The 24,942-nt window shown below is 56.4% G+C and carries 18 protein-coding genes, 3 tRNA genes and 1 pseudogene; 14 read left to right on the top strand and 8 right to left on the bottom strand.

The genetic code is table 11. The features are described from left to right. The first annotated feature begins 14 nt into the window (after positions 1–14). Together yoeI and plaP are read left to right on the top strand one after the other, a co-directional pair. Positions 15–77, top strand: coding sequence for a membrane protein YoeI (yoeI, locus tag INF58_RS17680; protein ID WP_099458931.1), 63 nt, complete (start codon positions 15–17; stop codon positions 75–77). After that, a complete protein-coding gene (gene plaP, locus INF58_RS17675) occupies positions 67–1,425 on the top strand; it encodes a putrescine/proton symporter PlaP (RefSeq protein WP_003859499.1) in 1,359 nt (452 codons plus the stop codon). Before yoeI ends, plaP begins: the two co-directional genes overlap by 11 nt. A 122-nt stretch (positions 1,426–1,547) precedes the next feature. Here plaP and sbcB read toward each other — a convergent pair whose 3' ends face one another. Then, the gene (sbcB, locus tag INF58_RS17670) at positions 1,548–2,984 is read right to left on the bottom strand and encodes an exodeoxyribonuclease I (protein ID WP_370552667.1); all 1,437 of its coding nucleotides are present in this window, start codon (positions 2,982–2,984) and stop codon (positions 1,548–1,550) included. 191 nt (positions 2,985–3,175) lie between these two features. On the opposite strand from sbcB, the gene dacD reads away from it, so the two are divergent. The 4 genes from dacD to INF58_RS17650 all read left to right on the top strand — a co-directional run bounded on the left by dacD (position 3,176) and on the right by INF58_RS17650 (position 6,572). Further along, complete coding sequence (gene dacD, locus INF58_RS17665; RefSeq protein ID WP_146024376.1) at positions 3,176–4,348, top strand: serine-type D-Ala-D-Ala carboxypeptidase DacD; 1,173 nt, start codon at positions 3,176–3,178, stop codon at positions 4,346–4,348. Between the two features lie 117 nt (positions 4,349–4,465). Next, positions 4,466–4,939 carry a DNA gyrase inhibitor SbmC gene (gene sbmC, locus INF58_RS17660; RefSeq protein ID WP_063450220.1) on the top strand — a complete coding sequence of 158 codons (474 nt, stop codon included), beginning with the start codon at positions 4,466–4,468 and terminating at the stop codon, positions 4,937–4,939. Between the two features lie 91 nt (positions 4,940–5,030). Beyond that, entirely contained in the window at positions 5,031–6,089 is a 1,059-nt protein-coding gene (locus INF58_RS17655) for an FUSC family protein (protein ID WP_063450219.1), read from the top strand. A gap of 147 nt (positions 6,090–6,236) precedes the next feature. Next, on the top strand, positions 6,237–6,572 hold the full coding sequence (locus INF58_RS17650; RefSeq protein ID WP_063450218.1) for a DUF496 family protein: 336 nt from the start codon (positions 6,237–6,239) through the stop codon (positions 6,570–6,572). A gap of 139 nt (positions 6,573–6,711) precedes the next feature. Here INF58_RS17650 and INF58_RS17645 read toward each other — a convergent pair. Beyond that, a tRNA-Asn gene (locus tag INF58_RS17645) sits at positions 6,712–6,787 on the bottom strand. Positions 6,788–6,948: 161 nt separating this feature from the next. Between INF58_RS17645 and emmdR the strand changes: the two are divergent. Both emmdR and INF58_RS17635 read left to right on the top strand, forming a co-directional pair. After that, a pseudogene (gene emmdR, locus INF58_RS17640) lies at positions 6,949–8,432 on the top strand (multidrug efflux MATE transporter EmmdR). Positions 8,433–8,535: 103 nt separating this feature from the next. Continuing rightward, positions 8,536–8,611, top strand: a tRNA-Asn gene (locus INF58_RS17635). A gap of 131 nt (positions 8,612–8,742) precedes the next feature. Here INF58_RS17635 and INF58_RS17630 read toward each other — a convergent pair. After that, positions 8,743–10,197, bottom strand: a complete 1,455-nt coding sequence (locus INF58_RS17630; protein ID WP_063450216.1) for an AMP nucleosidase — start codon at positions 10,195–10,197, stop codon at positions 8,743–8,745. Between the two features lie 81 nt (positions 10,198–10,278). Next, positions 10,279–11,589 carry a shikimate transporter gene (gene shiA, locus INF58_RS17625; protein WP_063868376.1) on the bottom strand — a complete coding sequence of 437 codons (1,311 nt, stop codon included), beginning with the start codon at positions 11,587–11,589 and terminating at the stop codon, positions 10,279–10,281. A 256-nt stretch (positions 11,590–11,845) separates the two neighbouring features. Here shiA and pagP point away from each other — a divergent pair, with 256 nt between their 5' ends. Further along, complete coding sequence (gene pagP / locus INF58_RS17620) at positions 11,846–12,421, top strand: lipid IV(A) palmitoyltransferase PagP (RefSeq protein ID WP_193528198.1); 576 nt, start codon at positions 11,846–11,848, stop codon at positions 12,419–12,421. Here the strand turns inward: pagP and INF58_RS17615 are convergent. The 3 genes from INF58_RS17615 to INF58_RS17605 are packed head-to-tail and all read right to left on the bottom strand — an operon-like array spanning position 12,418 to position 17,527. Then, entirely contained in the window at positions 12,418–13,383 is a 966-nt protein-coding gene (locus INF58_RS17615; protein WP_063868378.1) for an acyltransferase, read from the bottom strand. The genes pagP and INF58_RS17615 overlap by 4 nt on opposite strands. Next, positions 13,380–16,442 carry an efflux RND transporter permease subunit gene (locus tag INF58_RS17610; RefSeq protein ID WP_193528197.1) on the bottom strand — a complete coding sequence of 1,021 codons (3,063 nt, stop codon included), beginning with the start codon at positions 16,440–16,442 and terminating at the stop codon, positions 13,380–13,382. The genes INF58_RS17615 and INF58_RS17610 overlap by 4 nt, the downstream gene beginning before the upstream one ends. Continuing rightward, positions 16,442–17,527, bottom strand: coding sequence for an efflux RND transporter periplasmic adaptor subunit (locus tag INF58_RS17605; protein WP_193528196.1), 1,086 nt, complete (start codon positions 17,525–17,527; stop codon positions 16,442–16,444). Before INF58_RS17605 ends, INF58_RS17610 begins: the two co-directional genes overlap by 1 nt. A gap of 472 nt (positions 17,528–17,999) precedes the next feature. On the opposite strand from INF58_RS17605, the gene INF58_RS17600 reads away from it, so the two are divergent. The 3 genes from INF58_RS17600 to ldtA all read left to right on the top strand — a co-directional run bounded on the left by INF58_RS17600 (position 18,000) and on the right by ldtA (position 22,168). Beyond that, positions 18,000–18,431 (top strand): universal stress protein, encoded by a 432-nt coding sequence (locus INF58_RS17600; protein ID WP_193528195.1) that lies wholly within the window; start codon positions 18,000–18,002, stop codon positions 18,429–18,431. Positions 18,432–18,478: 47 nt separating this feature from the next. Then, complete coding sequence (locus INF58_RS17595) at positions 18,479–21,172, top strand: cation-transporting P-type ATPase (protein ID WP_193528194.1); 2,694 nt, start codon at positions 18,479–18,481, stop codon at positions 21,170–21,172. Positions 21,173–21,235: 63 nt separating this feature from the next. After that, on the top strand, positions 21,236–22,168 hold the full coding sequence (gene ldtA, locus INF58_RS17590) for a L,D-transpeptidase (RefSeq protein ID WP_193528193.1): 933 nt from the start codon (positions 21,236–21,238) through the stop codon (positions 22,166–22,168). Between the two features lie 85 nt (positions 22,169–22,253). Here the strand turns inward: ldtA and INF58_RS17585 are convergent. Then, positions 22,254–22,329 (bottom strand) — tRNA-Asn (locus INF58_RS17585). A 320-nt stretch (positions 22,330–22,649) separates the two neighbouring features. Here INF58_RS17585 and nac point away from each other — a divergent pair. Beyond that, positions 22,650–23,567, top strand: coding sequence for a nitrogen assimilation transcriptional regulator NAC (gene nac / locus INF58_RS17580; RefSeq protein WP_063450207.1), 918 nt, complete (start codon positions 22,650–22,652; stop codon positions 23,565–23,567). A 96-nt stretch (positions 23,568–23,663) separates the two neighbouring features. Continuing rightward, positions 23,664–24,614 (top strand): HTH-type transcriptional regulator Cbl, encoded by a 951-nt coding sequence (gene cbl, locus INF58_RS17575; protein ID WP_063868384.1) that lies wholly within the window; start codon positions 23,664–23,666, stop codon positions 24,612–24,614. The last annotated feature ends 328 nt before the right edge of the window (positions 24,615–24,942 follow it).

The following is a 24,942-nucleotide window of genomic DNA, read 5'->3' as shown; positions in this document are numbered from 1 at the left end:
TGAGGAAGAAAGAAATGGGGCAATTTTTCGCTTACGTGGCGGTTATCACCGTAAAGGAGAATAACTATGTCGCATAACGCAACTCCAAACACCTCTCGCGTGGAATTACGTAAAACGCTTACGTTGATTCCGGTTGTCATGATGGGCCTTGCCTATATGCAACCGATGACGCTGTTCGATACATTCGGTATCGTATCAGGCCTCACGGACGGTCATGTGCCGACGGCTTACGGCTTTGCACTGATTGCGATCCTCTTTACCGCGCTCAGCTACGGTAAACTGGTGCGCCGCTATCCGTCTGCCGGTTCCGCCTACACCTATGCCCAGAAATCCATCAGCCCGACGGTCGGCTTTATGGTGGGCTGGTCTTCGCTGCTCGACTATCTGTTCGCGCCGATGATCAACATTCTGCTGGCAAAAATCTATTTTGAAGCGCTGGTGCCATCGATTCCATCCTGGATGTTCGTCGTGGCGCTGGTGGCCTTTATGACGGCCTTTAACCTGCGCAGCATCAAGTCCGTTGCCAACTTTAACTCCGTTATCGTTGTGCTTCAGGTTGTACTGATTGCCGTGATCCTCGGCATGGTGATTTACGGTGTGTTCCACGGCGAAGGCGCGGGCACTCTGGCGAGCAGCAAGCCGTTCTGGTCTGGTGATGCGCATGTGATCCCGATGATTACCGGGGCGACGATTCTGTGCTTCTCCTTTACCGGTTTTGACGGTATCAGCAACCTGTCTGAAGAAACGAAAGATGCAGAGCGCGTTATTCCGCGTGCAATCTTCCTGACGGCGCTGATTGGTGGCCTGATCTTTATTTTCTCGACCTATTTCCTCCAGCTGTACTTCCCGGATATCTCTCGCTTCAAAGATCCGGATGCTTCTCAGCCGGAAATTATGCTCTATGTGGCGGGTAAAGCGTTCCAGGTCGGCGCGCTGATCTTCTCCACCATCACCGTACTGGCGTCCGGTATGGCCGCGCATGCAGGCGTTGCGCGTCTGATGTACGTTATGGGCCGCGATGGCGTATTCCCGAAAAGCTTCTTCGGCTACGTGCATCCAACATGGCGTACCCCGGCGATGAACATCATTCTGGTCGGTGCGATCGCGCTTCTGGCGATTAACTTTGACCTGGTGATGGCAACGGCGCTGATTAACTTTGGTGCGCTGGTGGCGTTTACCTTTGTTAACCTGTCGGTGATCTCTCAGTTCTGGATCCGTGAAAAGCGTAACAAGACGCTGAAAGACCACTTCCAGTATCTGTTCCTGCCGATGTGTGGTGCTATGACCGTGGGCGCGCTGTGGGTTAACCTGGAAGAGAGCTCAATGGTGCTTGGCCTGATTTGGGCAGGTATCGGCCTGGTTTACCTGGCCTGCGTGACGAAGAGCTTCCGCAACCCGGTTCCTCAGTACGAAGACGTCGCGTAAGACTGTGTCGGGTGGCGGCTACGCCTTACCCGACCTGAATATCCCGTAGGCCCGCGTAAGCGAAGCGTCACCGGGCAAAAAAAACCGGAGACGATGGTCTCCGGTTTTTTTATCTCTTCATTTCAGACGAGCTCTTGCGCATACTGGTATAGCGCTTTCAGCAGCGCCTGTTTCTCGGTATTCCCTTCATACTGGCCGTAAAGCATCTCCAGCTCCTGAGCGTAGCTGTTGAGAAATTCCGGGGTAAAGACGTTGCGTCGATGCTGTAGCCAGCGCTCCTGCTCAGCCTCATCCAGCGTGCCGGGATAGTTGCGCGCCCGATAGTTAAACAGCAGCTTCTCAATGCGCGTGTCCACAAAGGTGATATCCAGCGCGGGCAGATTCCGCGGGTCGGTTTGCAGCACGATATTCATCGCCGCGCGGTCGGCGTCACTAAAGAAGCCGTTATAAAGCTGCGCATCCACGTTTTCAGACGGCACGAACGGCTCTGCTTCGGCAAAAATGGCGACGACTTTCTCGCGCACCTGCGGGTTGTCGCGCAGCACTTTCAGGTTATCGAGGCAGTGCTGACGGTTAATCCCCAGCCGGTCGGCGTCTTCCGGGCGCAGCGTATTGGCCTGGGCCAGCACCGGACATTTATTGATGTGCACCAGTTTAACCGGTACAGCGGGCAGGTCACCCAGCGCCTCTTTCGGCGTATACAGCCGTTCACGCAAGGTGTCGCTGTCAAGCTCAAGCAGCGGGGAGATATCCCCGGCAAGATCCACCATGATGACGGCGTTACGGTTATCCGGGTGCCAGGCGAGGGGCGCTACCCAGCTCGTGTTCCCGCGCCACGCCCCGAACATCCCTGAAATATGCACCAGCGGTTTCATCTGCGGCACATCAATCAGCGTCATCAGCTTCTGCTTGCTGCGGTGGCTCAGCAGATACTCAAACAGGCGCGGCTGTGCGGTTTTAACGAGTTTCGCCATAGCGATGGTCGCGTAAACGTCTGCCATCGCGTCGTGGGCATTGCTGTGCTCGATGCCGTTGGCGCGCGTCAGGTGCTCGAGCCTGAAGCTCGGCAATCCGTCGTCGTTCTCCGGCCAGTTAATCCCCTCCGGGCGCAGCGCATAACAGGCGCGCATGATATCCAGCAAATCCCAGCGTGAATTGCGGTTCTGCCAGCTCCAGGCGTACGGATCGTAGAAGTTGCGATAGAAGATATTACGCGTCACTTCATCGTCAAAGCGGATGTTGTTGTAACCCACCACGCAGGTATTGGGCACCGTGAACAGATCGTGGATGCGACGGGCAAATTCCGCTTCGCTAACGCCTTTATCCCGCGCTTCCTGAGGCGTGATGCCCGTCACCATCACCGCGCCCGGCTGCGGCAGATAGTCATCGGCAGGCTTGCAGTAAAACACCTCGGGTTCGCCGATGATGTTAAATTCGTCATCGGTACGGATAGCCGCAAACTGCGCCGGTCGGTCCAGCGCCGGATGGGTGCCAAAGGTTTCGTAATCGTGGAACAAAAAAGTCGGGCGCGCGGCAGAGTCAGACACCAGTATTCTCATCCTGTTAAAAATTGACGTCTCTATGGTAAACGATTGGGGTGAGCAGTCCGAATAAAAAGCACGGTCAGGCAAGAAATTTGCGAGATTCGTTCCAGAAAAATTTGCGCGTTGTCACATTTTTTTGCAATTAAGGCAGGTAACGACATCAGAACTGCCGTAAAAAGGTCATCGATTTTTACTGACCTGAGGATATACCGTTGAAACGCCGTCTGTTTATTGCTGTTTCTTTACTCGCTTCGAGTATTTCATCCGCGCTGGCCGCCGAGCCGCTGGATTTTTCACCTCAGCCGCCTGCCATTCAGGCAGGGTCCTGGGTATTGATGGATTACACCACGGGTCAAATCTTAACGGCGGGCAACGAACATCAGCAGCGCAATCCGGCGAGCCTGACCAAACTGATGACGGGGTACGTTGTCGATCGCGCCATTGATAGCCACCGTATCAGCCCCGATGACATTGTGACGGTCGGACGTGACGCCTGGGCAAAAGGCAATCCGGTCTTTGACGGTTCATCGCTGATGTTTCTGAAGGAGGGCGACCGGGTTTCCGTGCGCGATCTCAGCCGCGGCCTGATTGTTGATTCCGGCAATGACGCCTGCGTAGCGCTGGCGGATCACGTGGCGGGCGGTCAGCCGCAGTTCGTCAGGATGATGAATGACTACGTCGAAAAGCTGAACCTGCGCGATACTCACTTCGAAACCGTACACGGGCTGGATGCACCGGGTCAGCACAGCTCCGCTTACGATCTCGCCGTGCTTTCCCGTGCCATCATTCACGGCGAACCTGAGTTCTACCACATGTACAGCGAGAAAAGCCTGACCTGGAATGGCATCACCCAGCAGAACCGTAACGGGCTGCTGTGGGATAAGACCATGAACGTGGATGGCCTGAAAACGGGGCACACGTCGGGCGCGGGCTTCAACCTGATTGCCTCCGCGGTGGACGGTCAGCGTCGGCTGATTGCGGTGGTGATGGGCGCAGACAGCCCGAAAGGGCGTGAAGATCAGGCGCGCAAGCTGCTGCACTGGGGACAGCAAAATTTCGATACGGTGCAGATCCTGCATAACGGCAAAAAAGTGGGTACCGAACGCATCTGGTACGGCGATAAAGAGCAGATCGCGCTGGGCACGGATCAGGATTTCTGGCTGGCCTTGCCCAAAACGGAAGTGCCGAATATCAAGGCAAAATACGTAATGGATAAAAAAGAGCTGGAAGCGCCGATTGCCGCGCACCAGCGGGTAGGGGAGATCCAGCTGTACGATCGCGACAAGGTGGTTGCGCACTGGCCTCTGGTTACGCTGGAAAGCGTTGAAAAGGGCGGCCTTTTCTCCCGTCTCGGCGATTATCTGCATCATAAGCTCTAACCTTTCGGGCAGACTGGCAGTGTTGCGAGTCTGCTCGCATAATCAACATTCCCGGTTTGCCGATAATCGCGATTCTGCTTTATAGTGTATGTATATACAGTGATAAACGGAGGCAGCATGGACTACAGCGTCAGGCAGCAACAGAAACGTAAAATCGCAGGCTTTCATCTCGTGGGGCCGTGGGAAAAAACGGTCAAGCAGGGGTTCGAACAGCTCGTGATGTGGGTAGACGGACGTCATATTCAGCCGCAGGAATGGGTAGCCGTTTATTACGACAACCCGGATGACGTGCCGGCGGAAAAGCTCCGCTGCGATACCGCCGTCACGGTCCCTGATGATTTCACTGTTCCTGAGAACAGTGAAGGGGTGATGATGACTGAAATCGCTGCCGGGGATTATGCTATCGCCGCTGCCCGTGTGGAAAATCATGATTTTGCCACCCCCTGGAACCAGTTCTTCAACTCCCTTCTCCAGGACAACGCCTACCAGATTGCGCCAAAACCGTGCTTCGAACGTTATCTGAATGATGGCAATGCAGACGGCTACTGGGACATTGAGATGTTTGTACCGGTAGAGCACAAGGTGGGATAAACCTGCGAAACGCAGGGTTTTTGAGCCGGGTGCGATCCACACGCCTCAAAACACAGTACAATTGTGGTTTGCCGTAAAGCTGGAGACGGGTGTGCGCCCCGACAAGTCATTAACCCCATTTGAAATTCGGTTATACAAACATTATCGCGTGGTGCACGGTTGCCGCATTGCGCTGGCGTTTGTGTTGACCTTCGTACTGGTTCGTTTGCTGGATATCCCGGAAGGAACGTGGCCGCTGATCACGCTGGTGGTGGTCATGGGGCCGATCTCATTCTGGGGGAACGTGGTTCCTCGTGCCCTCGAACGCATAGGCGGCACCGTTTTAGGCTCGGCGCTTGGGCTTATCGCCCTGAAGCTGGAGCTGATTTCATTCCCGATCATGTTGCTGTGGTGCGCGGGGGCGATGTTTCTTTGCGGGTGGCTGGCGCTGGGCAAGAGGCCGTATCAGGCGCTGCTGATTGGCATTACGCTTGCAGTTGTGGTCGGCGCGCCGGCGGGTGATATGACCACCGCACTGTGGCGAAGCGGGGACGTTATCCTCGGCTCGTTGCTCGCCATGCTGTTTACCGGCATCTGGCCGCAGCGCGCCTTCCTGCACTGGCGCATTCAGATGGCAAACTACGTGACGGCATTTAACCGTGTCTACCAGGCCGGGTTTTCGCCGAATCTGATCGAACGCCCGCGGCTGGAAAAGCACCTGCAAAAAATCCTCAATGACGTGGTCAAAATGCGCGGGTTGATTACCCCGGCAAGCAAAGAAACGCATATCCAGAAAGCAATTTTTGAAGCCATTCAGACGGTGAGCCGTAATCTGGTCTGTATGCTTGAACTGCAAATCAATGCCCACTGGGCTTCACGCCCCAGCCACTTTCTGATGCTCAACGCGCATACGCTGAAAGAGACGCAGCAGATGACGCAGCAAACCCTGTTGACCATTGCACATGCGCTCTACGAAGGGAATCCACAGCCCATACGGGCAAACAGCGAGCGGCTGAACGAAATCGTCGCCGAGCTGAAACAGCTGATGAATGAGCGTCAGGCCGACAATGTGGCGGAAACGCCCATTCACGGTTATGTCTGGCTGAGTATGGAGCTGGCACGACAGCTGGAATTATTATCGCAGCTGATTTGCCGGGCACTGCGCAAATAAAAAGCGTACGTGATGCCTGCTGCTTCGATTCAGCAGCAATTAGGGTTATGATGGTTTTAAACGATATACTCATTGTCATTCGCAGCCGCTGTCTGTTAAAACGGTTGCCTTAACGAATCCGAATCTCACATTATCAGGGGTGTAAAAATGGAAACTATTAAGCCTTCGTTCCAGGATGTTCTGGAGTTCGTCCGCCTGTTCCGCCGTAAAAACAAGCTACAGCGTGAAATCCAGGACGTAGAGAAGAAGATCCGTGACAACCAGAAACGTGTCCTGCTGCTGGACAACCTGAGCGACTACATCAAGCCGGGGATGAGCGTTGAAGCTATTCAGGGCATCATCGCCAGCATGAAGAGCGATTACGAAGATCGCGTTGATGACTACATCATCAAAAATGCTGAGCTGTCCAAAGAGCGTCGCGATATCTCCAAAAAGCTGAAGGTGATGGGCGAAATCAAAAACGTCGACGCTAAAGGCGAGTAATCGCGCAATCTGGTGCCCGGTGGCGTTGCGCTTACCGGGTCTGCGATTCCGTAGGTCGGGTTAGGCGTAGCCGCCACCCGACAATTTTACCGAACGCAGAAAAGCAAAAAGCCTGCTTTGAAAGCAGGCTTTTTAAATGTGGCTCCTCTGACTGGACTCGAACCAGTGACATACGGATTAACAGTCCGCCGTTCTACCGACTGAACTACAGAGGAATCGTTGTGGAGGCTTATCTTAGCGGCGAAAAAACTTTTGTCAAACCTCATCTTAGGCAAAAGTGACTGATTGATGATTCTGTCGTCATTTTGTTGCCATTTCAGACATAAATTAATGGAAAATACTTTGCAGGATATGCATTTCTGCCCCATCATTTGAAATGGAGTTTCAACTTTCTCGCTAAGGTCCATTTTGAACGTCACCGCACCCATACGCCAGGCGATTATGCGCACGCCCTGGTATGCCAAACGTAAAAGTTATCGAGTTCTGTTCTGGCGTGAAATCACCCCCCTTGCCGTGCCTATTTTCCTGGAGAATACCTGCGTCCTGTTGATGGGCGTTCTCAGCACCTTCCTGGTGAGCTGGCTCGGCAAAGAAGCGATGGCCGGGGTAGGGCTGGCGGACAGTTTCAACATGGTGGTGATGTCCTTCTTTGCCGCCATCGATCTAGGGACGACGGTGGTGGTAGCGTTTAGTCTCGGCAAACTCGATCCGAAACGCGCCCGGGAAGCGGCCAGACAGTCGCTGATGATCATGACGATTTTCTCGATCGTTCTTGCGGCGGTGATTCATTACTACGGGAAAGAGATCATCGATATCGTCGCCGGCGAAGCGACCGGTGAGGTGAAGGCGCTGGCGCTCACCTACCTTGAAATGACGGTGCTGAGCTATCCGGCGGCAGCCATCGCGCTGATTGGCAGCGGCGCGCTTCGTGGCGCAGGCAATACCAAAATTCCGCTGCTGATAAACGGTGGGATGAACATCCTGAACATTATCATCAGCAGCGTTTTGATTTACGGCGTCTTCTCCTGGGATGGCCTGGGCTTTGTCGGTGCCGGTTTAGGGCTGACGATTTCCCGCTATATTGGTGCGGCGGCGATCATTGGCGTCCTCATGGCGGGCATCACGCCGTCGCTGCGCCTGACGCTGAAAAGCTATTTCCGTCCGCTTAACTTCGCCATTATCTGGGAAGTGATGGGCATCGGGATCCCGGCCAGCATCGAATCCGTGCTGTTTAACGGCGGGAAACTGCTGACGCAGATGTTTGTTGCCGGGATGGGCACCGACGTCATCGCCGGCAACTTTATTGCCTTCTCCATCGCCTCGCTGATTAACCTGCCGGGTAACGCGCTGGGCTCGGCGTCGACCATTATTACCGGTAAACGCCTCGGCAAGGGGCAGATAGGGCAGGCGGAACGGCAGCTTCGCCACGTCTTCTGGCTTTCAACTATCGGGCTGACCGCGATTGCGTGGGGCACCGCGCCGTTTGCCGGACTGATGGCCTCGTTTTATACCCACGAAAACGACGTAAAAGAGGTGGTGAAGGTGCTGATTTGGCTCAACGCGGCGTTTATGCCGATCTGGGCCGCGTCCTGGGTACTTCCTGCCGGGCTGAAAGGGGCGCGCGACGCCCGCTTTGCCATGTGGGTCTCTATGCTCGGCATGTGGGGCTGCCGCGTCGTGGCGGGCTACACGCTGGGGGTGATGCTAGGTATGGGCGTGGTCGGCGTCTGGCTGGGGATGTTCCTTGACTGGGCCGTGCGCGGCGCGCTGTTCTACTGGCGCATGGTGAGCGGACGCTGGCTGTGGAAATACCCGCGAAAAAAAGCGGAACAGGCGGTTTCGGAAACCGCAAACGCCTGACAAATGCGCGAAGTGGAGAATAAATCGGCAAACGATTGAAAATCTGCATTCACCCTTTGACATCCTCAGGGCGCATCGATAATATGCGCCCCGTTCACACGATTCCTCTGTAGTTCAGTCGGTAGAACGGCGGACTGTTAATCCGTATGTCACTGGTTCGAGTCCAGTCAGAGGAGCCAAATTTGAAAAGCCTGCTTTTAAAGCAGGCTTTTTGCTTTTCTGCGTTCGGTAAGTTTGTCGGGTGGCGCTCCGCTTACCCGACCTACGAATCCCAGGCCGGGTGAGTGGTGTGCGTGATGTGTCCTTGTTATCAGCGGAACGGTGGCTCATTAAAGGTGCGCAGCTTGCGGGAGTGCAGTTTATCGCCCTCGGCACGCAGTAAATCTATAGCGCGAATACCAATCTGAAGATGCTCTGAGATCGCCCCTTCGTAAAAACGGTTCGCCTGGCCCGGCAGCTTGATCTCGCCGTGCAGCGGTTTATCGGACACGCACAGCAGCGTGCCGTAAGGCACGCGGAAGCGGTAGCCCTGCGCCGCAATGGTGGCACTTTCCATATCGATCGCCACCGCGCGGCTGAGGTTAAAGCGCAGAGCGGAGGCAGAATAACGCAGCTCCCAGTTACGATCGTCGGTAGTGACCACCGTGCCGGTGCGCAGGCGCTGCTTCACCTCTTCACCCGGCATACCGCTCACCTCTTTAGTGGCGTCATACAGGGCGCGCTGGACTTCCGCGATGCTCGGGATAGGAATGTCCGGCGGCAGAACCGCGTCAAGGACGTGGTCGTCGCGCAGGTACGCGTGGGCGAGAACGTAATCCCCAATCAGCTGGCTTTCGCGCAGGCCGCCGCAGTGGCCAATCATCAGCCAGACGTCCGGGCGCAGAACCGCCAGGTGGTCGCAGATGGTTTTCGCGTTCGACGGCCCAACGCCAATATTAATCAGCGTAATGCCCTGGCCGTCGGCGGTGATCAGGTGCCAGGCCGGCATCTGGTGCTTTTTCCACGCCAGGTCGGAAATGGCCTGCTCCGGCGCTTCGGTTTCAGCGGTGATCCAGATCCCGCCCGCGCAGGAGAGGGCGACGTAAGGGCTATCCGGATCGAGGATCTGGCTACAGCCCCAGCGAACAAACTCGTCCACGTAGCGGGTGTAGTTGGTAAACAGCACGAACGGCTGGAAATGCTCGGCTGGGGTGCCGGTGTAGTGGCGCAGGCGCGCCAGCGAAAAATCCACGCGACGGGCGTCAAAGTGCGAGAGCGGTGAAAATTCTGCCGGGTGATAAATTCCGTCCGCCGTCTCGTCGCCAATCTGCGAAAGCTCGGTGGTTGGGAAGTGGCGCGTCAGCCCCGCGCTCATGGAGCGGTCCAGCGTTAGCGCCGAGCCGTCAATCACGTACGGGTAAGGGATTTCGTGCAGCGACGGTTCCACGGATATATGCGCACCGTAATCCTGATACAGCAACGTGAGCTGTTCTTCCAGGTAGGGGCGGAACAGCGCAGGGCGCGTGATGGTCGTGCTGTAACAGCCGGAATGGGTAAAACGTGCATAGGCGCGGGTTTTCGGATTGCTGCTGGCGCTGCCGTCCCAGGTGACAGAGAGCGATGGATAAACAAAAAGGCCCTGAGTTCTGGCCTTTTCATCGGGAAGTTTCCCTGTTTCGATATATTCACTGATGGCGCTGCGCAGTGCGTTGACGGATTGCTCATACAGCGCGTCGAGTTTTTCCAGCGCCTGAGCCGGGGTCAGGCTGGAGCCCTTATTATTCATGTCTGTCTCCTTGTTCCACAGGTGTGCGGCAATACCCGATAGTATGTCACACGCCCGTGAAACTAAAGTGAGGAGATCGGCCTAGCGCGTTTCCTTCATGAACAGGGCGGTCGCGGCGGAGAGCAGGCAGCCTGCCAGCAGATAAATCGCCACGCTGTGCCAGTTCCCGCCGGAGAAGGTCACCAGCGCGGCGGCGATAAACGGCGTAAACCCGCCGCCGACTACGCTCGCCACCTGATATCCCACGCCCGCGCCGCTGTAGCGGTAGCTGGCGCCGAACAGCTCGGTAAACATCGGCTGCTGCACGCACACCACCATATCGTGGGCGATGTTGGCGAGCATGATGGCGAAGAAGACGATCCAGAACACCGACTGCGCCTCCAGCGCCATAAAGAACGGCCAGGCGCTGAGCGTGCCGATAAGCGCGCCCGTGATGTAAACCCGGCGGCGGCCAAACCGGTCTGCGAGCCAGGCGAAGCAGGGGATGGTCAGGCAGCTGATCCCGCCCACCACCAGGCCAATGTTCAGAAACAGCTCACGCGGCAGGCCGAGGTTCTGGGTGGAGTAGTTCAGGGCGAAGGCGGTGACGATATACATGGTCAGCAGTTCGCACAGGCGCAGGGCGATGATTTTCAGAAAAGCGCCAGGGTGCTGGACCAGCGCTTCCATCACCGGCAGCCTTTTTTTCGCGACCGGTTTTTCGCGCTGCTGCTGCTCAAACTCAGCGGACTCTTCCATGCCGTTGCGGATCCACAGGGCCGCGATGACCAGCACAATGCTGAAGATAAACGGAATGCGCCAGCCCCAGCTCAGGAACTGCTCGTCTGTCGTGAGCTGGCTAATGAGCGACACCAGCCCGGTGGAAAGCAGTAGCCCCACGCCATAACCCACCTGCACGCCGCTGCTGTAAAACGCCTTCCTGTGCTTCGGCGCGCTTTCTACGGACAGCAATGCCGCGCCGCCCCATTCACCGCCGACGGCAAAGCCCTGAATGGCGCGCAATGTTACCAGCAATACCGGAGCCCACCAGCCAATCGACGCAAAGGAAGGCAAAATACCGATAAGCGCGGTGGCAATGCCCATCATCCAGACGGTGAGCATCAGCATCCGTTTCCGGCCAAGGCGGTCACCGAAGTGGCCGAAAATGATGCCGCCCAGCGGACGAAACAGAAAACCGACGCCAAAGGTGGCAAATGCGGCGAGCGTGCCCATGGCGGGGCTAATCTGGGGGAAAAATTCGCGGTTAAATACCAGCGCAGCGGTAATACCGTAGAGCAGAAAGTCATACCAGTCGACGACGGCGCCTGCGAAGCTACCTAAAGCGGCGCGGCGGGCGCGGTTCAGCGAAGGCGTCTCCTCGCTGCGGCGAGCGGAGATGAGGGTGGAGTCCATAGTTGTCCTGTCTGTACTGATTTTTAATTATTGGTATAAGAAAAGGTCACTCACATTGCGGCCGTCATCGTGACGGAAGGTATGAGACTACCGCGATGGGCGACCAGAGAAAACGTTTTTATCTTTCCTGAAAGTGCTGAATAAATAAATTTCATCTTACCCGGGCCCAATATAAATCAGCCTGTTTGGCTCCGGTTAGGGCTGAATGGTTTACAGTAATAGTGATCGCTGCGTGACGTAAGCTGAGGGAATAACGATGAAACGCCTCTTTCCTGCACTCTGGGTAGTCCTGTTTTTGGTGGCTTCGCCGCTGCATGCGGAGCCGAAAGTCTATGGTGAACAGCGCATTCACCGCTGGTGGGATGCGGTAACGGACGATATTTCTCAGACCTGGGAGCAGCCGGAGCGTTACGATCTCTACCTGCCGTTTCTGAGCTGGCACGCCCGCTTCATGTATGACAAAGAGAAAACAGACAACTACAACGAAATGCCGTGGGGCGGTGGGCTGGGCGTGTCTCGTTACAACGACGAGGGCAACTGGAGCGCGCTCTTCGCCATGATGTTTAAAGATTCCCACAACGAGTGGCAGCCCGCGATGGGCTACGGCTGGGAGAAGGGCTGGTATCTGGATAACGCGAAAGATTTTCGTCTGGGGCTGGGCGCCGCGGCGGGGATCACCGCGCGCGACGACTTTGCTAACTACGTACCGCTGCCGTTTATCTTTCCCCTGTTCTCAGCCGGATACAAGCGCGTTACCGTCCAGTTCACCTATATTCCCGGCACCTACAACAACGGCAACGTGCTGTTTGCCTGGCTGCGCCTGGGCTTTTAAAGGGTAATGACCTTTTTGGCCACCGCGTTGGAGAGGATGAGCAGCGAAAACAGGACCGACGTAATAAAGGTCAGCACAATCAGGGCCAGCTTGATGCTCAGAGAGGTCACCGGAATGAGCGCCGTCAGCAGGTGAAACACCGAGTAGTGCATAATATAGACCCCGGTCATCGTTTTGCTAATGGCGGCCAGCACGGACTCTTTAAACTCCGCATTGCGGCGAAAGCGTACGCCGTTGGCCGCGATCACCAGGGCGATAATCAGAATGTAGATTTGCGATCCGGTGAGGATAAAGGCGTTTCTGTCCGCTTTAAACAGGGCAAAAAAGAAGTGCCGCTCGTAGAACCACGTGAACAGATAGATAAACGGGATGGCAATCACCGCTGCCCTGACCACGTTTTTGCGGCCAATCCACGCCGCGATGTGCGGATCGCAAAAGAGTTGTCCCGTCAGATAAAACAGCAGCCACGTCCACAGGCGATACTGCGGCGACAGCGAAAGGACATGAACGTCAGGATAGAGCGCTGACAGCAAATCGTACCCGTAGGAGAAAAGCAGCAGGGCGGCAATCACCCCAACGAAAAGCGTTCGCCGCTGGCTGAGCCACTCCACCACCGGATGAAATGTGTAAATCACGATAAACGCGAACACGAACCAGGGCTGGATCAGATATCCGCGCTGATAGGGCTCCCACAGGTAGTAAATGGTCACCCAGAACAGAAAGACGATCACCAGGCTTTTGATCTTATCAAGCTGCCAGCGGGTGCCGTGGCGGGATTGCCCATCCAGATAGCCTGCCACCACAAAAAACAGCGGCGTGGCAATGGTCGAGATAAATGTTAAAAAGCCGAGGATCCAGTGATAGTCATAATCATACCGATCCCAGGTATTGTAGATGGTGAAAAAAGTCACCGCCGTCATACAGCCCAGCGTCTTGATGATGTTCAGTCCTGTCGCATTCATTGTTGTTCAGCTTCGTCCTTACGATGGAAACACGCGTAAATTACCGGGAGTACCAGCAGCGTCAGGATTGTAGCAAACCCAAGTCCAAACATAATCACAACGGCCATGCTCTGGAAGAACACATCCAGCAGCAGAGGAGCGAGCCCGAGCACGGTGGTAAAGGCGGTGAGCAGGATGGGGCGCAGGCGCGAGGTGGCGGCGTAAACGATCGCGCTGTGCTGATCCTGCTGCGCTTTCTGCTGTTCAATCTCCTCTACCAGCACAATGCCGTTGCGGATCAGCATCCCGCTCAGGCTCAGCAGGCCAATCAGCGCCATAAAGCCAAAGGGGATCCCGGTCAGTAAAAACCCCGGTGTCACGCCGATCAGCGCCAGCGGCACGGTCAGCCATATAGCGACGGCGTTTTTCACCGAGCTGAACATCAGCACCGTGATCACAAACATCACCAGATAACCGAGCGGCAGCGTGGTGAACAGCCCCTGCTGCGCTTCGCTGGAGTTCTCCGCGTCCCCGCCCCACTCGATGCTGTAGCCGTGGGGCAGGGGGAGCGCATCAATTTGCGGCTTCACCCGGGCGAGAATATCGCCGGAGGTTTGCTGGCTTAGCGGGTCGGGATCGGTCTGCACGGTCAGTACGCGGGAGCGGTCGCGGCGAAGGATCAGCGGATCTTCCCACTCCAGCGCGAAGCCGCTGACGACGTTGCTCAGCGGGATATACTGCTGCCGGGTCTGGCTCCAGACCAGGACGTTATTCAGGTGATTGGCGTCCAGCCGCTCGCTTTCCGGCGGGCGCACCACCACGGGCAGCAGATCGCTGCCTTCACGGTACAGCCCCGCCCGGCTGCCGGAGAAATTCATCTCCAGTGCGTTATCCACGTCCTGCTTATCCACGCCAAGCTCGCGGCCCAGCGCGGTAACGTACTGTGGGCGGATCACTTTACTGCGGTTTTGCCAGTCGTTCCTGACGCTGTCCGTGGCCGGATCGCGCGTGAGGATGATGTCTACCTGGCTGGCGATCAGGCGCAGCCTGTCCGGGTCAGGCCCTTTAATACGCACTTCAATAGCGCTGTCGCCGGAAGGACCAAACATCACCCGTTTCGTGCTGGCGTTAACCTGCGGATAGTTCCGGGCGATGTACTCATCAACGTGGCGGGTCAGGGCAGAGATGTTACGCTGGTCGTCCATCCGCACCATGATTTGCGCATAGTTGCTGTACTGGCGCTGTCCGCTGTAGGTCAAAATAAAACGCATACTTCCCTGACCGATCGTCGAGACCGTGGTTTCCACCCCTGGCTGGCCGTTGATGGTTTTCTCGATATCGCCGGTCATCTTCTCGGTCCATTTAATGTCGGTACCGTAAGGGAGCCAGAGGTCGACGAAGAAAATCGGCGTGCTGGAGGAGGGGAAGAAATTCTGCCGCACCGAGCCAAAGCCCCAGATGGCGGCTGCCAGCAGCGCGGCCATCACCACCAGCGTTGGCGCTTTACGCCGCAACAGCGCCCTGAGCAAACCCTGGTAAATGCGATAGATGCGTTTGTCGTAGGGGTCCGTTTTGTCAGCCTCTGGCGGCGCAGCGTCGTGTTTAAACAGCCACCATTTGATCAGCACCGGCGTAATGGTGAGGGCAGAGAACCAGCTCAGCATGAGCGAAATCAGCAGAACCTGAAACAGCGACTTACAGTATTCGCCGGTGGAGTCCTGCGACAGCCCGACGGGCGCGAAGGCCAGGATGGCGATGACCGTCGCGCCCAGCAGCGGCAGCGCAGAACGGCGAATAATGTGGTTAATGGCGCTCAGCAGGGGTGAGCCCTGCTGCCGGGCGATCAGTACCCCTTCGACAACCACGATGGCATTGTCTACCAGCATGCTGAGGGCGATGATCAGCGCCCCCAGCGAAATGCGCTGAAGTTCAATGCCCCAGAGATACATGATCAGCAGCGTGCCCAGCACGTTGAGCGCGAGGGAAAAGGCGATAATGATCCCGCTGCGTACGCCCATAAAGATCAGCAACACACCGACGACAATCGCCAGCGCCATCAGGAAATTAATGATAAATCCGTTAACGGAATCACCGACCTCCGCCGCCTGATCGTAAAACAGGTCGATATGGATGCCTGCCGGCTTTTCGGCTGACATCTGCTCAAGCTTCGCCTCCAGCGCATGTCCCACGTCGATGACGTTTACGCCGGGGATAAAGGAGACGCCCATGGTGACGGCTTTTCTGCCGTTGGCATGGTAGATGCTGGAGGGGGAGGCATCCAGCCCGCGAGACAGGGTGGCAATATCCCGCAAGCGGGTAGCCGCCCCAGCGCCGGGCGGGGTCACGATCAGATCGGCAAGCTCGTCAATATTCTCGAATTCCCCGGTAGGATGCAGGCGAATGGACTCGGTCCCGGCGGGAATGTCTCCGGCGCTGGAGACCACGTTCAGCCTGCTCAACAGGGCGGAAAGCTGGTTCAGCGTTATCCCGCGGGCGGCCATTTTGGTCAGAGAGATGTCCACGTTAATCTGCTGGGTGATGGCACCGCCAATGGCGACTTTGCCCACGCCCGGCACAAGGACCAGCTCCCGGCGCAGCTGCTCGGCATACCGCACCAGTTCCGGATTGCTGAATTCATCCCCGGAAATGGCAAAGAAAAAGCCGAACACGTCGCCAAAATCGTCATTCACAAACGGGGCGACTACGCCCGGCGGAAACTGTCGGGCGGCATCTCCCACCCGGCGACGCAGCTCATCCCAGATTTGCGGTAGCTCATCTGAGTGGTAGCGCGAGGCAATATTGACCGTGATCTGCGACAGGCCGTTGGAGGAGATGGAGCTGACGTTATCGAGGTAAGGGAGCTGCTGTAGCGCATTTTCCAGCGGCAGGGTGACCTCTTCCTCAACCTGCTGCGCCGACGCGCCCGGATAATGGGCGATCACCACCGCAGTTTTGATGGTAAACGCCGGATCTTCCAGCCTGCCGATGTTCAGCAGGGCAATAATGCCGCCCACGCCCAGCAGCAGAATAGTCAGCCAGACGCGAACCGGATTACTGATAAACTGACGAGAGATATCCATTACAGTCCCCGTTCACGCGTCCAGATGCGTACCGGCTGGTTGGCGTGTAGCTCGCCAACGCCTGCGGCCACCACGCGTTCACCGGCCTTAAGCCCGTCGACGACGACGATGCCCTCAGCGCTAACTTGCCCCACGCTGACCTTTCGATCTTCCAGGTGCAACGTTTCGCCTTCGCCCGTTACCACCCAGACGTGCGGCTCATTGCGCGGGCGGTTATCCGGGCTAAAGACCGCCTCAACCGGCACCACCAGCGCCTCGCTGCCCACGCCCGCCGGCAGGTCGGTTAAATTGACCGTGACCGTCCCGCTGACGCCGCCCACAACGGGAAAATCATCCGGGCGGGGCATGGTTAAAATCACCTGCCAGGTCAGCGTGTTGCTGTCGCTACTGCCCGAGTGTTCTTTGTACACTGCGGTGAACTCGCGCCCGGGCAGGGCATTGATCCTCACCACCGGTCTGTACTGCGCATTGCGGATATCGAAGGTTTTAAACAGATTTTCCGGAAGGCTGAACACCACGTCCAGCAGGTCTGTACGGGTCAATGTGACGACGGGCTGGCCGGCTGACACGACCTGATGATTTCGCACATGGACGCTGGCCGCTGTCCCGCTAAAGGGGGCGACGAGCGTCATCTGGCTCAATTCTTCTCGCGCAATCTGTAGCGCGGCGTTTGCAGAATCGCGGCTGGCGCGCTGGACATCCATCTCGGCCTTCGACACGGCCTGACGTCCCGCCAGCGTCTGGAAGCGGTCGAATTGCCTCTGCGCCAGGGTTGCCGCCGTTTGCCTGTCGTTCAGACGCTGCCGGGCTTCGCGATCGTTAAGACTGGCGAGCCGTTGCCCCTGTTTGACAACGGCGCCCTGGCGAATGTCCAGGGTCTCAATCTGCCCGGCACGTTTGAACGCGAGATCCGTAGCATCGCCGGATTCGATGCGGGCGGGAAAGACGCGCTGCTGCGCGTTGCCGGCCTTCACCACCTCTGCGACTTTTACCATTTTCGGCAGGGGCGCGGCGCGATCGGGTTTAGGATCGCACGCCGTCAGCAGTAATAACACAACGGGCAGAAGAGAGACGTAGCGCTTCACAGTATTCCCCTGATAATAATTGTTTTATTTATTTCGTCATCAATGCTGGGGTGGCGCTATTCTGCCAGGGCCGAGACGACCACATAGGTAAATAAACCGATTGCTGTGCTGGCGATAATGGCAAGCGCGATAAACAAACCAAGGCGAATCAGGCTTAAACCGTACATGCATTCCTCCATGAGGTAGAAGGTGGCGCAGGGTAAATATGAATAAACGTATTGCATGCCTGACTATGAGCATAGTCGGTGAATAAATAAATGTTAAATAACCATTATTAGTGGCGTGGCAGGCTAAGGCGAAACACGTGTGACGATAGCGTATTCGCTTTGAATAACAACCTGATATTCCTGTGCTACGTTTAATAGCATTCATCCCTTTTTTCCGAAAAGGCCTTTGCGCATATACCCCCTGGTTTGATGCGATCTCTCCTGATTCACTCACAGCTGTGTTGGTTATAAAAAGGATGCTTGATATGTATAAAACGATTCTGGTGCCGGTGGATGTTTACGAAACAGCGCTTTCAGATAAAGCGCTACAGCATGCCCAGTTCCTGGCGCAAAGCGCATCGGGTGACGTTCATCTGCTGTACATTATGCCAAAGTTCTCGGCTGAACTGACCCGCGGTTTTATTGCAGACGCGAGAAAGATGGATGAATATATGGTTAATAATGCTAAAGAAAAACTTGCCGCGCTGGTAAAAAAAATCAACCTGCCGGAAGAAAATGTTCATCTTCACGTTCGCAGCGGGAATATACGTGATGAGGCGATCAAACTGGCGGATGAACTTAACGCTGGCGCAATTATTGTGGGGTCGCGCAATCCAAATATTCAAACCCACTTATTAGGTTCAGAGGCGGCGAGTATCGTTCGTTATGCGCATGTTCCTGTTTTCGTTATTCGTTAATTGCATGAAAGCAAGGTGATTTCTGAAAAGAACCCGAGGAAGGAACGATGATAACAGAAAAGCCTCACCGTCCGTATTATCAACAGACCGTTGATGAAACCCTGACAAATATCCAATCCAGCCTGGACGGACTTAGCAGTGCGGAAGCCACCGTCAGGCTGGACAAATATGGTGAAAATGCCTTACCGCAAAAACCGGGTAAACCCGGCTGGCTGCGCTTTCTGGCCCATTTCAACGATGTTCTCATTTACGTTCTTCTGGTGGCGGCGCTGCTGAAGCTGATAATGGGACACTGGGTGGATATGTTTGTCATTCTCGGGGTGGCCGTCATTAACGCCCTGATTGGCCATATTCAGGAGAGCAATGCGGAAAAATCGCTGCAAAGTATTCGCAATATGCTCTCCAGCGAGGCGGTGGTCATCCGGCAGGGCAGCCATGAAACCATCCCCACCACGGCGCTGGTGCCGGGAGACATCGTGGTTATACGCGCCGGAGATCGCATTCCTGCCGACCTTCGCGTGATAGAGGCGCACAACCTGCGGGTGGAAGAGGCTATCCTCACCGGCGAATCCACCGTGGTGGAGAAAAGCAGCGATGCGCTCAGCGGTGAACTGCCGTTAGGCGACCGTTACAACCTGCTGTATTCCGGCACCACGGTCAGCTCCGGTGGGGGAAAAGGGCTGGTGGTAGCGACCGGCGGTGAGACCGAGCTCGGCCATATCAACCAGATGATGTCGGACATCGAAAAACACCGTACCCCGCTGATGGTGCAAATGGACAAGCTCGGCAAGACCATTTTCATCACCATTCTGGTCATGATGCTGGCGCTGTTTGTTTTCAGCCTCATCTTCCGCGATATGCCCGTTTCAGAGCTGGTGCTGTCGCTGATTAGCCTGGCGGTGGCGGCGGTGCCGGAAGGATTACCGGCCATTATCTCGATCATCCTCTCGCTGGGCGTGCAGGCGATGGCGCGCCGCAAGGCGATTATTCGCAAGCTGCCTACCGTGGAAACCCTGGGGGCGATGACGGTTATCTGCTCGGATAAAACCGGCACCCTGACCATGAATGAAATGACGGTAAAAGCGGTGATTACCGCGGATACCACCTACCGCGTGGAGGGCGACAGCTACGAGCCGGTAGGCACTATTCACCCTGTTGACGATCCGACGCCAGTCAGCGTGACCCAGGGATCTGTGCTGGAGCGCTATCTGCGCACCGTCGATCTCTGTAATGACAGCCAGCTGATCAAAGATGAGCAGGGGTTATGGAAAATCACCGGCGGCCCCACCGAAGGCGCGCTGAAGGTGCTGGCGGCCAAAATCCCGCTGCCAGCAGTTGATGCCGAGTTGCGCAGTAAAATCCCCTTTGATTCGCAGTACAAATACATGTCCACCCTGTATCGTCTGGGCGACGAAGAGGTGATGTTAATTACCGGTGCGCCGGACGTCCTTTTCCGTCTTTGTCAGCACCAGCAGACCCACAGCGGGCTCGAGCCGTTCAACCTGCACTACTGGGAAGAGAAGATTGAAGAGTATGCGCGCGAAGGATTGCGCATGGTGGCTGCGGCCTGGAAGCCAGCCGCCAGCGGCCAGCACGAGCTGACCCATGCCGATCTGCAAGAGGGCGTTATTCTGCTCGGCATCGCGGGCATGATGGATCCCCCGCGCCCGGAAGCCATTACGGCCATTGCCGACTGCCTACAGGCGGGCATTCGCGTGAAAATGATCACCGGGGATCATCCGCAAACGGCGATGAGCATCGGGCAGATGCTGGGTATTGGCAACGCGGCGAGCGCCATCACCGGACGCGAGCTGGAGGCGATGGACGACCATCAGCTGAGCGACGCGGCGCAAAAATACGATATCTTTGCCCGAACCAGCCCGGAAGATAAATTCCGCCTGGTGCAGGCGCTGCAAAGTAAGCAGGAAGTGGTCGGGATGACCGGGGACGGGGTGAACGATGCGCCGGCGCTGAAGCGGGCTGATGTCGGCATCGCGATGGGGATCAAAGGTACTGAAGTCACCAAAGAAGCCGCCGACATGGTGTTAACGGACGATAACTTTGCCACCATTGCCCGGGCGGTACATGAAGGGCGTCGGGTCTACGACAACCTGAAAAAGACCATTCTGTTCGTGATCCCCAGCAACATCGCCCAGGCTCTGCTGATCATTATCGCCCTGCTGGCGGGGAACCTGATCCCGCTAACACCGGTACTGATCCTGTGGATGAACATGGCAACCTCGGCAACGCTGTCGTTTGGCCTGGCGTTTGAAGCGGGTGAGAAGGACATCATGAACCGGCCGCCGCGTAAGTCTAACCTGCACGTGATGGACGGTTACGCCATCTGGCGCGTGGTGTTTGTCGGCCTGATGATCGCTATCAGCGCCTTTGTGCTGGAGGCCTGGCTACAACCGCGCGGCTACTCGCCGGAGTTCATCCGCACCGTGTTGCTGCAAATGCTGGTGACTGCCCAGTGGTTTTACATGCTCAACTGCCGCGTCACCGACGGCTTCTCCCTGAGTAAAGGTCTGCTGGCTAACAAGGGGATATGGATTGTGAGCGGCGTGCTGCTGGCGCTTCAGCTTCTGATCGTCTATGCGCCGTTCATGCAAATGCTGTTCGGTACCGAGGCGCTGCCGTTCCGCTACTGGATCATTACTTTCCTGGTCGGGTTTGCGATGTTCATGATCGTTGAAGCGGAAAAAGTCCTTACCCGGAGATGGCGCACGACGAAAAAGTGATTGCATGAGTATGATAAGCCTGCCCACCGGCAGGCTTTCTCTTTTGGATGAGTACAGAACACTATGATTCGATTTGCCGCGTTCGTTTTTACGCTTTGTATGCTGGTTCCCGCTGCATCTGCTGTCACCTACCCGCTGCCTCCCGAGGGGAGCCGCCTGGTGGGAGCGCCGATAACCGTCACCGTACCTGAAGGCAATACCCTGCCGCTCGAAGCGTTTGCAGCGCAGCACGGGCAGGGGTTGAGCAATATGCTGGAAGCTAACCCGGGGGTAGATCCGTTTTTACCGCGTGCCGGTACACAGCTGGTGGTGCCGCAGCAGTTAATTTTGCCGCCAACGGTGCGCGAGGGGATTGTGGTGAACGTCGCGGAAATGCGTCTTTACTATTATCCACCCGGCAGCAATACGGTTGAGGTCTTGCCTATTGGCATTGGTCAGGCCGGGCGCGAGACGCCGCGTAACTGGGTAACCGCCGTTGAGCGCAAGCAGGAAGGCCCAACCTGGTCACCGACGCCCAACACGCGGCGCGCTTACGCGAAAGAGGGGAAAACGTTGCCCGCGTTCGTCCCCGCCGGGCCGGATAACCCGATGGGGCTGTATGCTCTCTATATCGGCAGGTTGTACGCTATTCACGGTACCAACTCGAATTTCGGCATCGGCCTGCGCGTCAGCCAGGGCTGCATTCGCCTGCGTAATAACGATATCAAATACCTGTTTGATAACGTTTCGGTGGGGACGCGGGTACAGCTTATCGATCAGCCCGTAAAAGTGACCACCGAGCCGGACGGCAGCCGCTGGGCGGAAATTCATGAGCCATTATCACGTAATCGCGCAGAATTTGAATCGACCAACAAGGTGCCGCTGCCCATTACGGCTGCATTGCGGTCGCAGCTCGTGAGCGAGGGCGCGGCCGCTGAGCTGGATCGGCGGTCGGGGATGCCGGTGAGGCTTGCTATGCCCGGTGGCGCTGCGCTTACCGGGCAAACAGGACCGTAGGTCGGGTAAGGCGCAGCCGCCACCCGACAAACTTACCGAACGCAGAAAAGCAAAAAGCCTGCTTTAAAAGCAGGCTTTTCAAATTTGGCTCCTCTGACTGGACTCGAACCAGTGACATACGGATTAACAGTCCGCCGTTCTACCGACTGAACTACAGAGGAATCGTGTGAACGGGGCGCATATTATCGACCTGCGTACGCCTTGTCAAAGGATGGATCGCCGACTTTTAACTGTTTGCTGACAAAACCAGCAAAGTGACGTTTTTGCCAACGGAATGCACCATTTTTGTGCAGATATACCCCGAATGGGGCAGATCGGAAACCACTGTCCCGGACTCAAAACTGGCATTAGCGATTGGCTTTCCTTATTTTCAGCCGCTTAGCGCAGATATTCTCCCGCCGCCAAAAACTGGCATCCATATTGCAAAACCTGTTTAACAACACAGCCGTTACCGGCACGCTATTTTCGAACAGGGGGCAACATGAACTTAAGACGACTGAAATACTTCGTAAAAATCGTCGATATCGGCAGCCTGACCCAGGCGGCTGAAGTGCTGCATATCGCGCAGCCTGCGCTGAGCCAGCAGGTCGCGACTCTGGAAGGCGAAATGGACCAGCAACTGTTGATCCGCACCAAGCGCGGCGTAACGCCTACCGAAGCGGGAAAAATTTTATACACCCATGCCCGCACGATCCTGCGTCAGTGCGAACAGGCGCAGCTGGCCGTTCATAATGTGGGTCAGACCCTGAGCGGGCATGTCTCCATCGGCCTGGCGCCGGGGACGGCCGCATCGTCTGTCACCATGCCGCTGCTTCAGGCGGTGCGCGCTGAGCTACCGGAAGTGCTGGTTTATCTGCATGAGAACAGCGGTTCCGTGCTCAATGACAAACTGCTCAACGGTCAGCTGGACATGGCCGTGCTGTACGACCGCTCACCGGTTGCCGGGATCACCAGCCAGCCGCTGCTGAAGGAAGATCTTTATCTGGTCGGGACCCGTGATTGCCCGGGACAGAGCATTGATTTAACCGCCGTGGCGGAGATGAATCTGTTCCTGCCGCGCGACTACAGCGCCGTGCGCGTGCGCGTCGACGAAGCGTTCTCGCTGCGTCGTCTGACGGCCAAAATTATCGGAGAGATTGACTCCATCTCCACGCTGACTGCCGCCATTGCCAGCGGTATGGGGGTGACGGTACTGCCCGAGTCTGCCGCACGTTCACTGTGCAGCGCGGCGAACGGCTGGATGGCCCGCATCACTACGCCATCCATGAGCTTACCGCTCTCTTTGAATATGTCCGCGCGCGGTTCACTGACACCGCAGGCGCAGGCGGTGAAAGAGATCCTGATGTCTCTGGTCAGCAAGCCGTCGCTGGAAAACCGCGAGCTGCAACTGGTCAGCTGATATTCCAAATAAGCATAAGATGCTGGTTTTTATTATTTGTTCTACAGCCCGGCTGACTCTAACAATAGCCTTATGTCAGATGCGCCGGAGTGAATCGTGAATTTCCAGCAACTTAAAATTATTCGTGAGGCGGCCAGGCGGGATTACAACCTGACCGAAGTCGCCAACATGCTCTACACCTCCCAGTCGGGCGTCAGCCGGCATATCCGCGAGCTGGAGGAGGAGTTAGGCATTGAGATTTTTATCCGTCGTGGCAAGCGCCTGCTGGGCATGACGGAACCAGGCAAGGCATTGCTGACCATCGCTGAGCGCATTCTCAACGAGGCCAGCAACGTTCGCCGGCTGGCGGATCTCTTTACCAACGACGCTTCGGGGGTGCTGACCATCGCCACCACCCATACGCAGGCGCGCTACAGCCTTCCGACGGTGATCAAAGCCTTTCGTGAAATCTTTCCTGACGTACGGCTCGAGCTTATCCAGGGCACGCCGCAGGAAATCGAAGTGCTGCTGCATAACGGTGGGGCAGATATCGGTATCGCCAGCGAGCGGCTGAGCAACGACCCGCTGCTGGTGGCATTCCCGTGGTTCCGCTGGCATCACAGCCTGCTGTTACCCGCCGATCACCCCCTGAACCAGGTTTCACCACTGACGCTGGAAGAGATCGCCAAATGGCCGCTGATTACCTACCGGCAGGGCATTACCGGACGCTCGCGCATTGATGAAGCATTCAAGCGTAAAGGGCTCACGCCGGACGTGGTACTGAGCGCACAGGATTCAGACGTGATCAAAACCTACGTTGAGCTAGGGCTGGGGATTGGCCTGGTGGCCGAGCAGTCTGGCGCAGAGCGTGAAGCCGATAATCTGGTGCGTCTGGATACGCGTCACCTGTTCGACGCGAATACCGTCTGGCTGGGTCTGAAACGCGGGCAACTTCAGCGCAACTACGTGTGGCGATTTATCGAGCTCTGCAATGCGGGGCTCTCCGTGGATGAGATCAAACGTCAGGTGATGGAGCCGGAAGAAGTGGCGATTGATTATCAGATTTAGTCGCTAATCAGCAGGCCGGGTAAGGCGCAGCCGCCACCCGGCAAATTTACCGAACCCACAAAAGCAAAAAGCCTGCTATAAAAGCAGGCTTTTCAAATTTGGCTCCTCTGACTGGGATCGCCTAAGCCAATAACTGGCTAATAAATAAGCTAAACCTTGTTGCTCTTCCTGTCAAGACCACCATAATGACCACCAATTACGAATGAGTGTGCACCAAAGCGTAGATGCGATGCTTATTACTACAATAAAGTAGAACAGGCAGAGGCGGCGTTATGATTGGATGGTACCCCTGCGTATGAGACTAGGATGCTAGCACTTTATCCGCCTA

It is taken from the genome of Enterobacter cloacae complex sp. P24RS (assembly GCF_014982165.1).
Lineage (GTDB): Bacteria > Pseudomonadota > Gammaproteobacteria > Enterobacterales > Enterobacteriaceae > Enterobacter > Enterobacter quasihormaechei.
This window is presented reverse-complemented; position numbering and strand designations above follow the sequence as displayed.

What these genes read in the sequence shown, in the direction of transcription:
- plaP (WP_003859499.1), top strand. Translation starts at nt 67, where the DNA reads ATGTCGCATAACGCAACTCCAAACACCTCTCGCGTGGAATTACGTAAA.
- sbcB (WP_370552667.1), bottom strand. Translation starts at nt 2,984, where the DNA reads ATGAGAATACTGGTGTCTGACTCTGCCGCGCGCCCGACTTTTTTGTTC.
- sbmC (WP_063450220.1), top strand. Translation starts at nt 4,466, where the DNA reads ATGGACTACAGCGTCAGGCAGCAACAGAAACGTAAAATCGCAGGCTTT.
- INF58_RS17650 (WP_063450218.1), top strand. Translation starts at nt 6,237, where the DNA reads ATGGAAACTATTAAGCCTTCGTTCCAGGATGTTCTGGAGTTCGTCCGC.
- INF58_RS17630 (WP_063450216.1), bottom strand. Translation starts at nt 10,197, where the DNA reads ATGAATAATAAGGGCTCCAGCCTGACCCCGGCTCAGGCGCTGGAAAAA.
- shiA (WP_063868376.1), bottom strand. Translation starts at nt 11,589, where the DNA reads ATGGACTCCACCCTCATCTCCGCTCGCCGCAGCGAGGAGACGCCTTCG.
- pagP (WP_193528198.1), top strand. Translation starts at nt 11,846, where the DNA reads ATGAAACGCCTCTTTCCTGCACTCTGGGTAGTCCTGTTTTTGGTGGCT.
- INF58_RS17615 (WP_063868378.1), bottom strand. Translation starts at nt 13,383, where the DNA reads ATGAATGCGACAGGACTGAACATCATCAAGACGCTGGGCTGTATGACG.
- INF58_RS17610 (WP_193528197.1), bottom strand. Translation starts at nt 16,442, where the DNA reads ATGGATATCTCTCGTCAGTTTATCAGTAATCCGGTTCGCGTCTGGCTG.
- INF58_RS17600 (WP_193528195.1), top strand. Translation starts at nt 18,000, where the DNA reads ATGTATAAAACGATTCTGGTGCCGGTGGATGTTTACGAAACAGCGCTT.
- INF58_RS17595 (WP_193528194.1), top strand. Translation starts at nt 18,479, where the DNA reads ATGATAACAGAAAAGCCTCACCGTCCGTATTATCAACAGACCGTTGAT.
- ldtA (WP_193528193.1), top strand. Translation starts at nt 21,236, where the DNA reads ATGATTCGATTTGCCGCGTTCGTTTTTACGCTTTGTATGCTGGTTCCC.
- nac (WP_063450207.1), top strand. Translation starts at nt 22,650, where the DNA reads ATGAACTTAAGACGACTGAAATACTTCGTAAAAATCGTCGATATCGGC.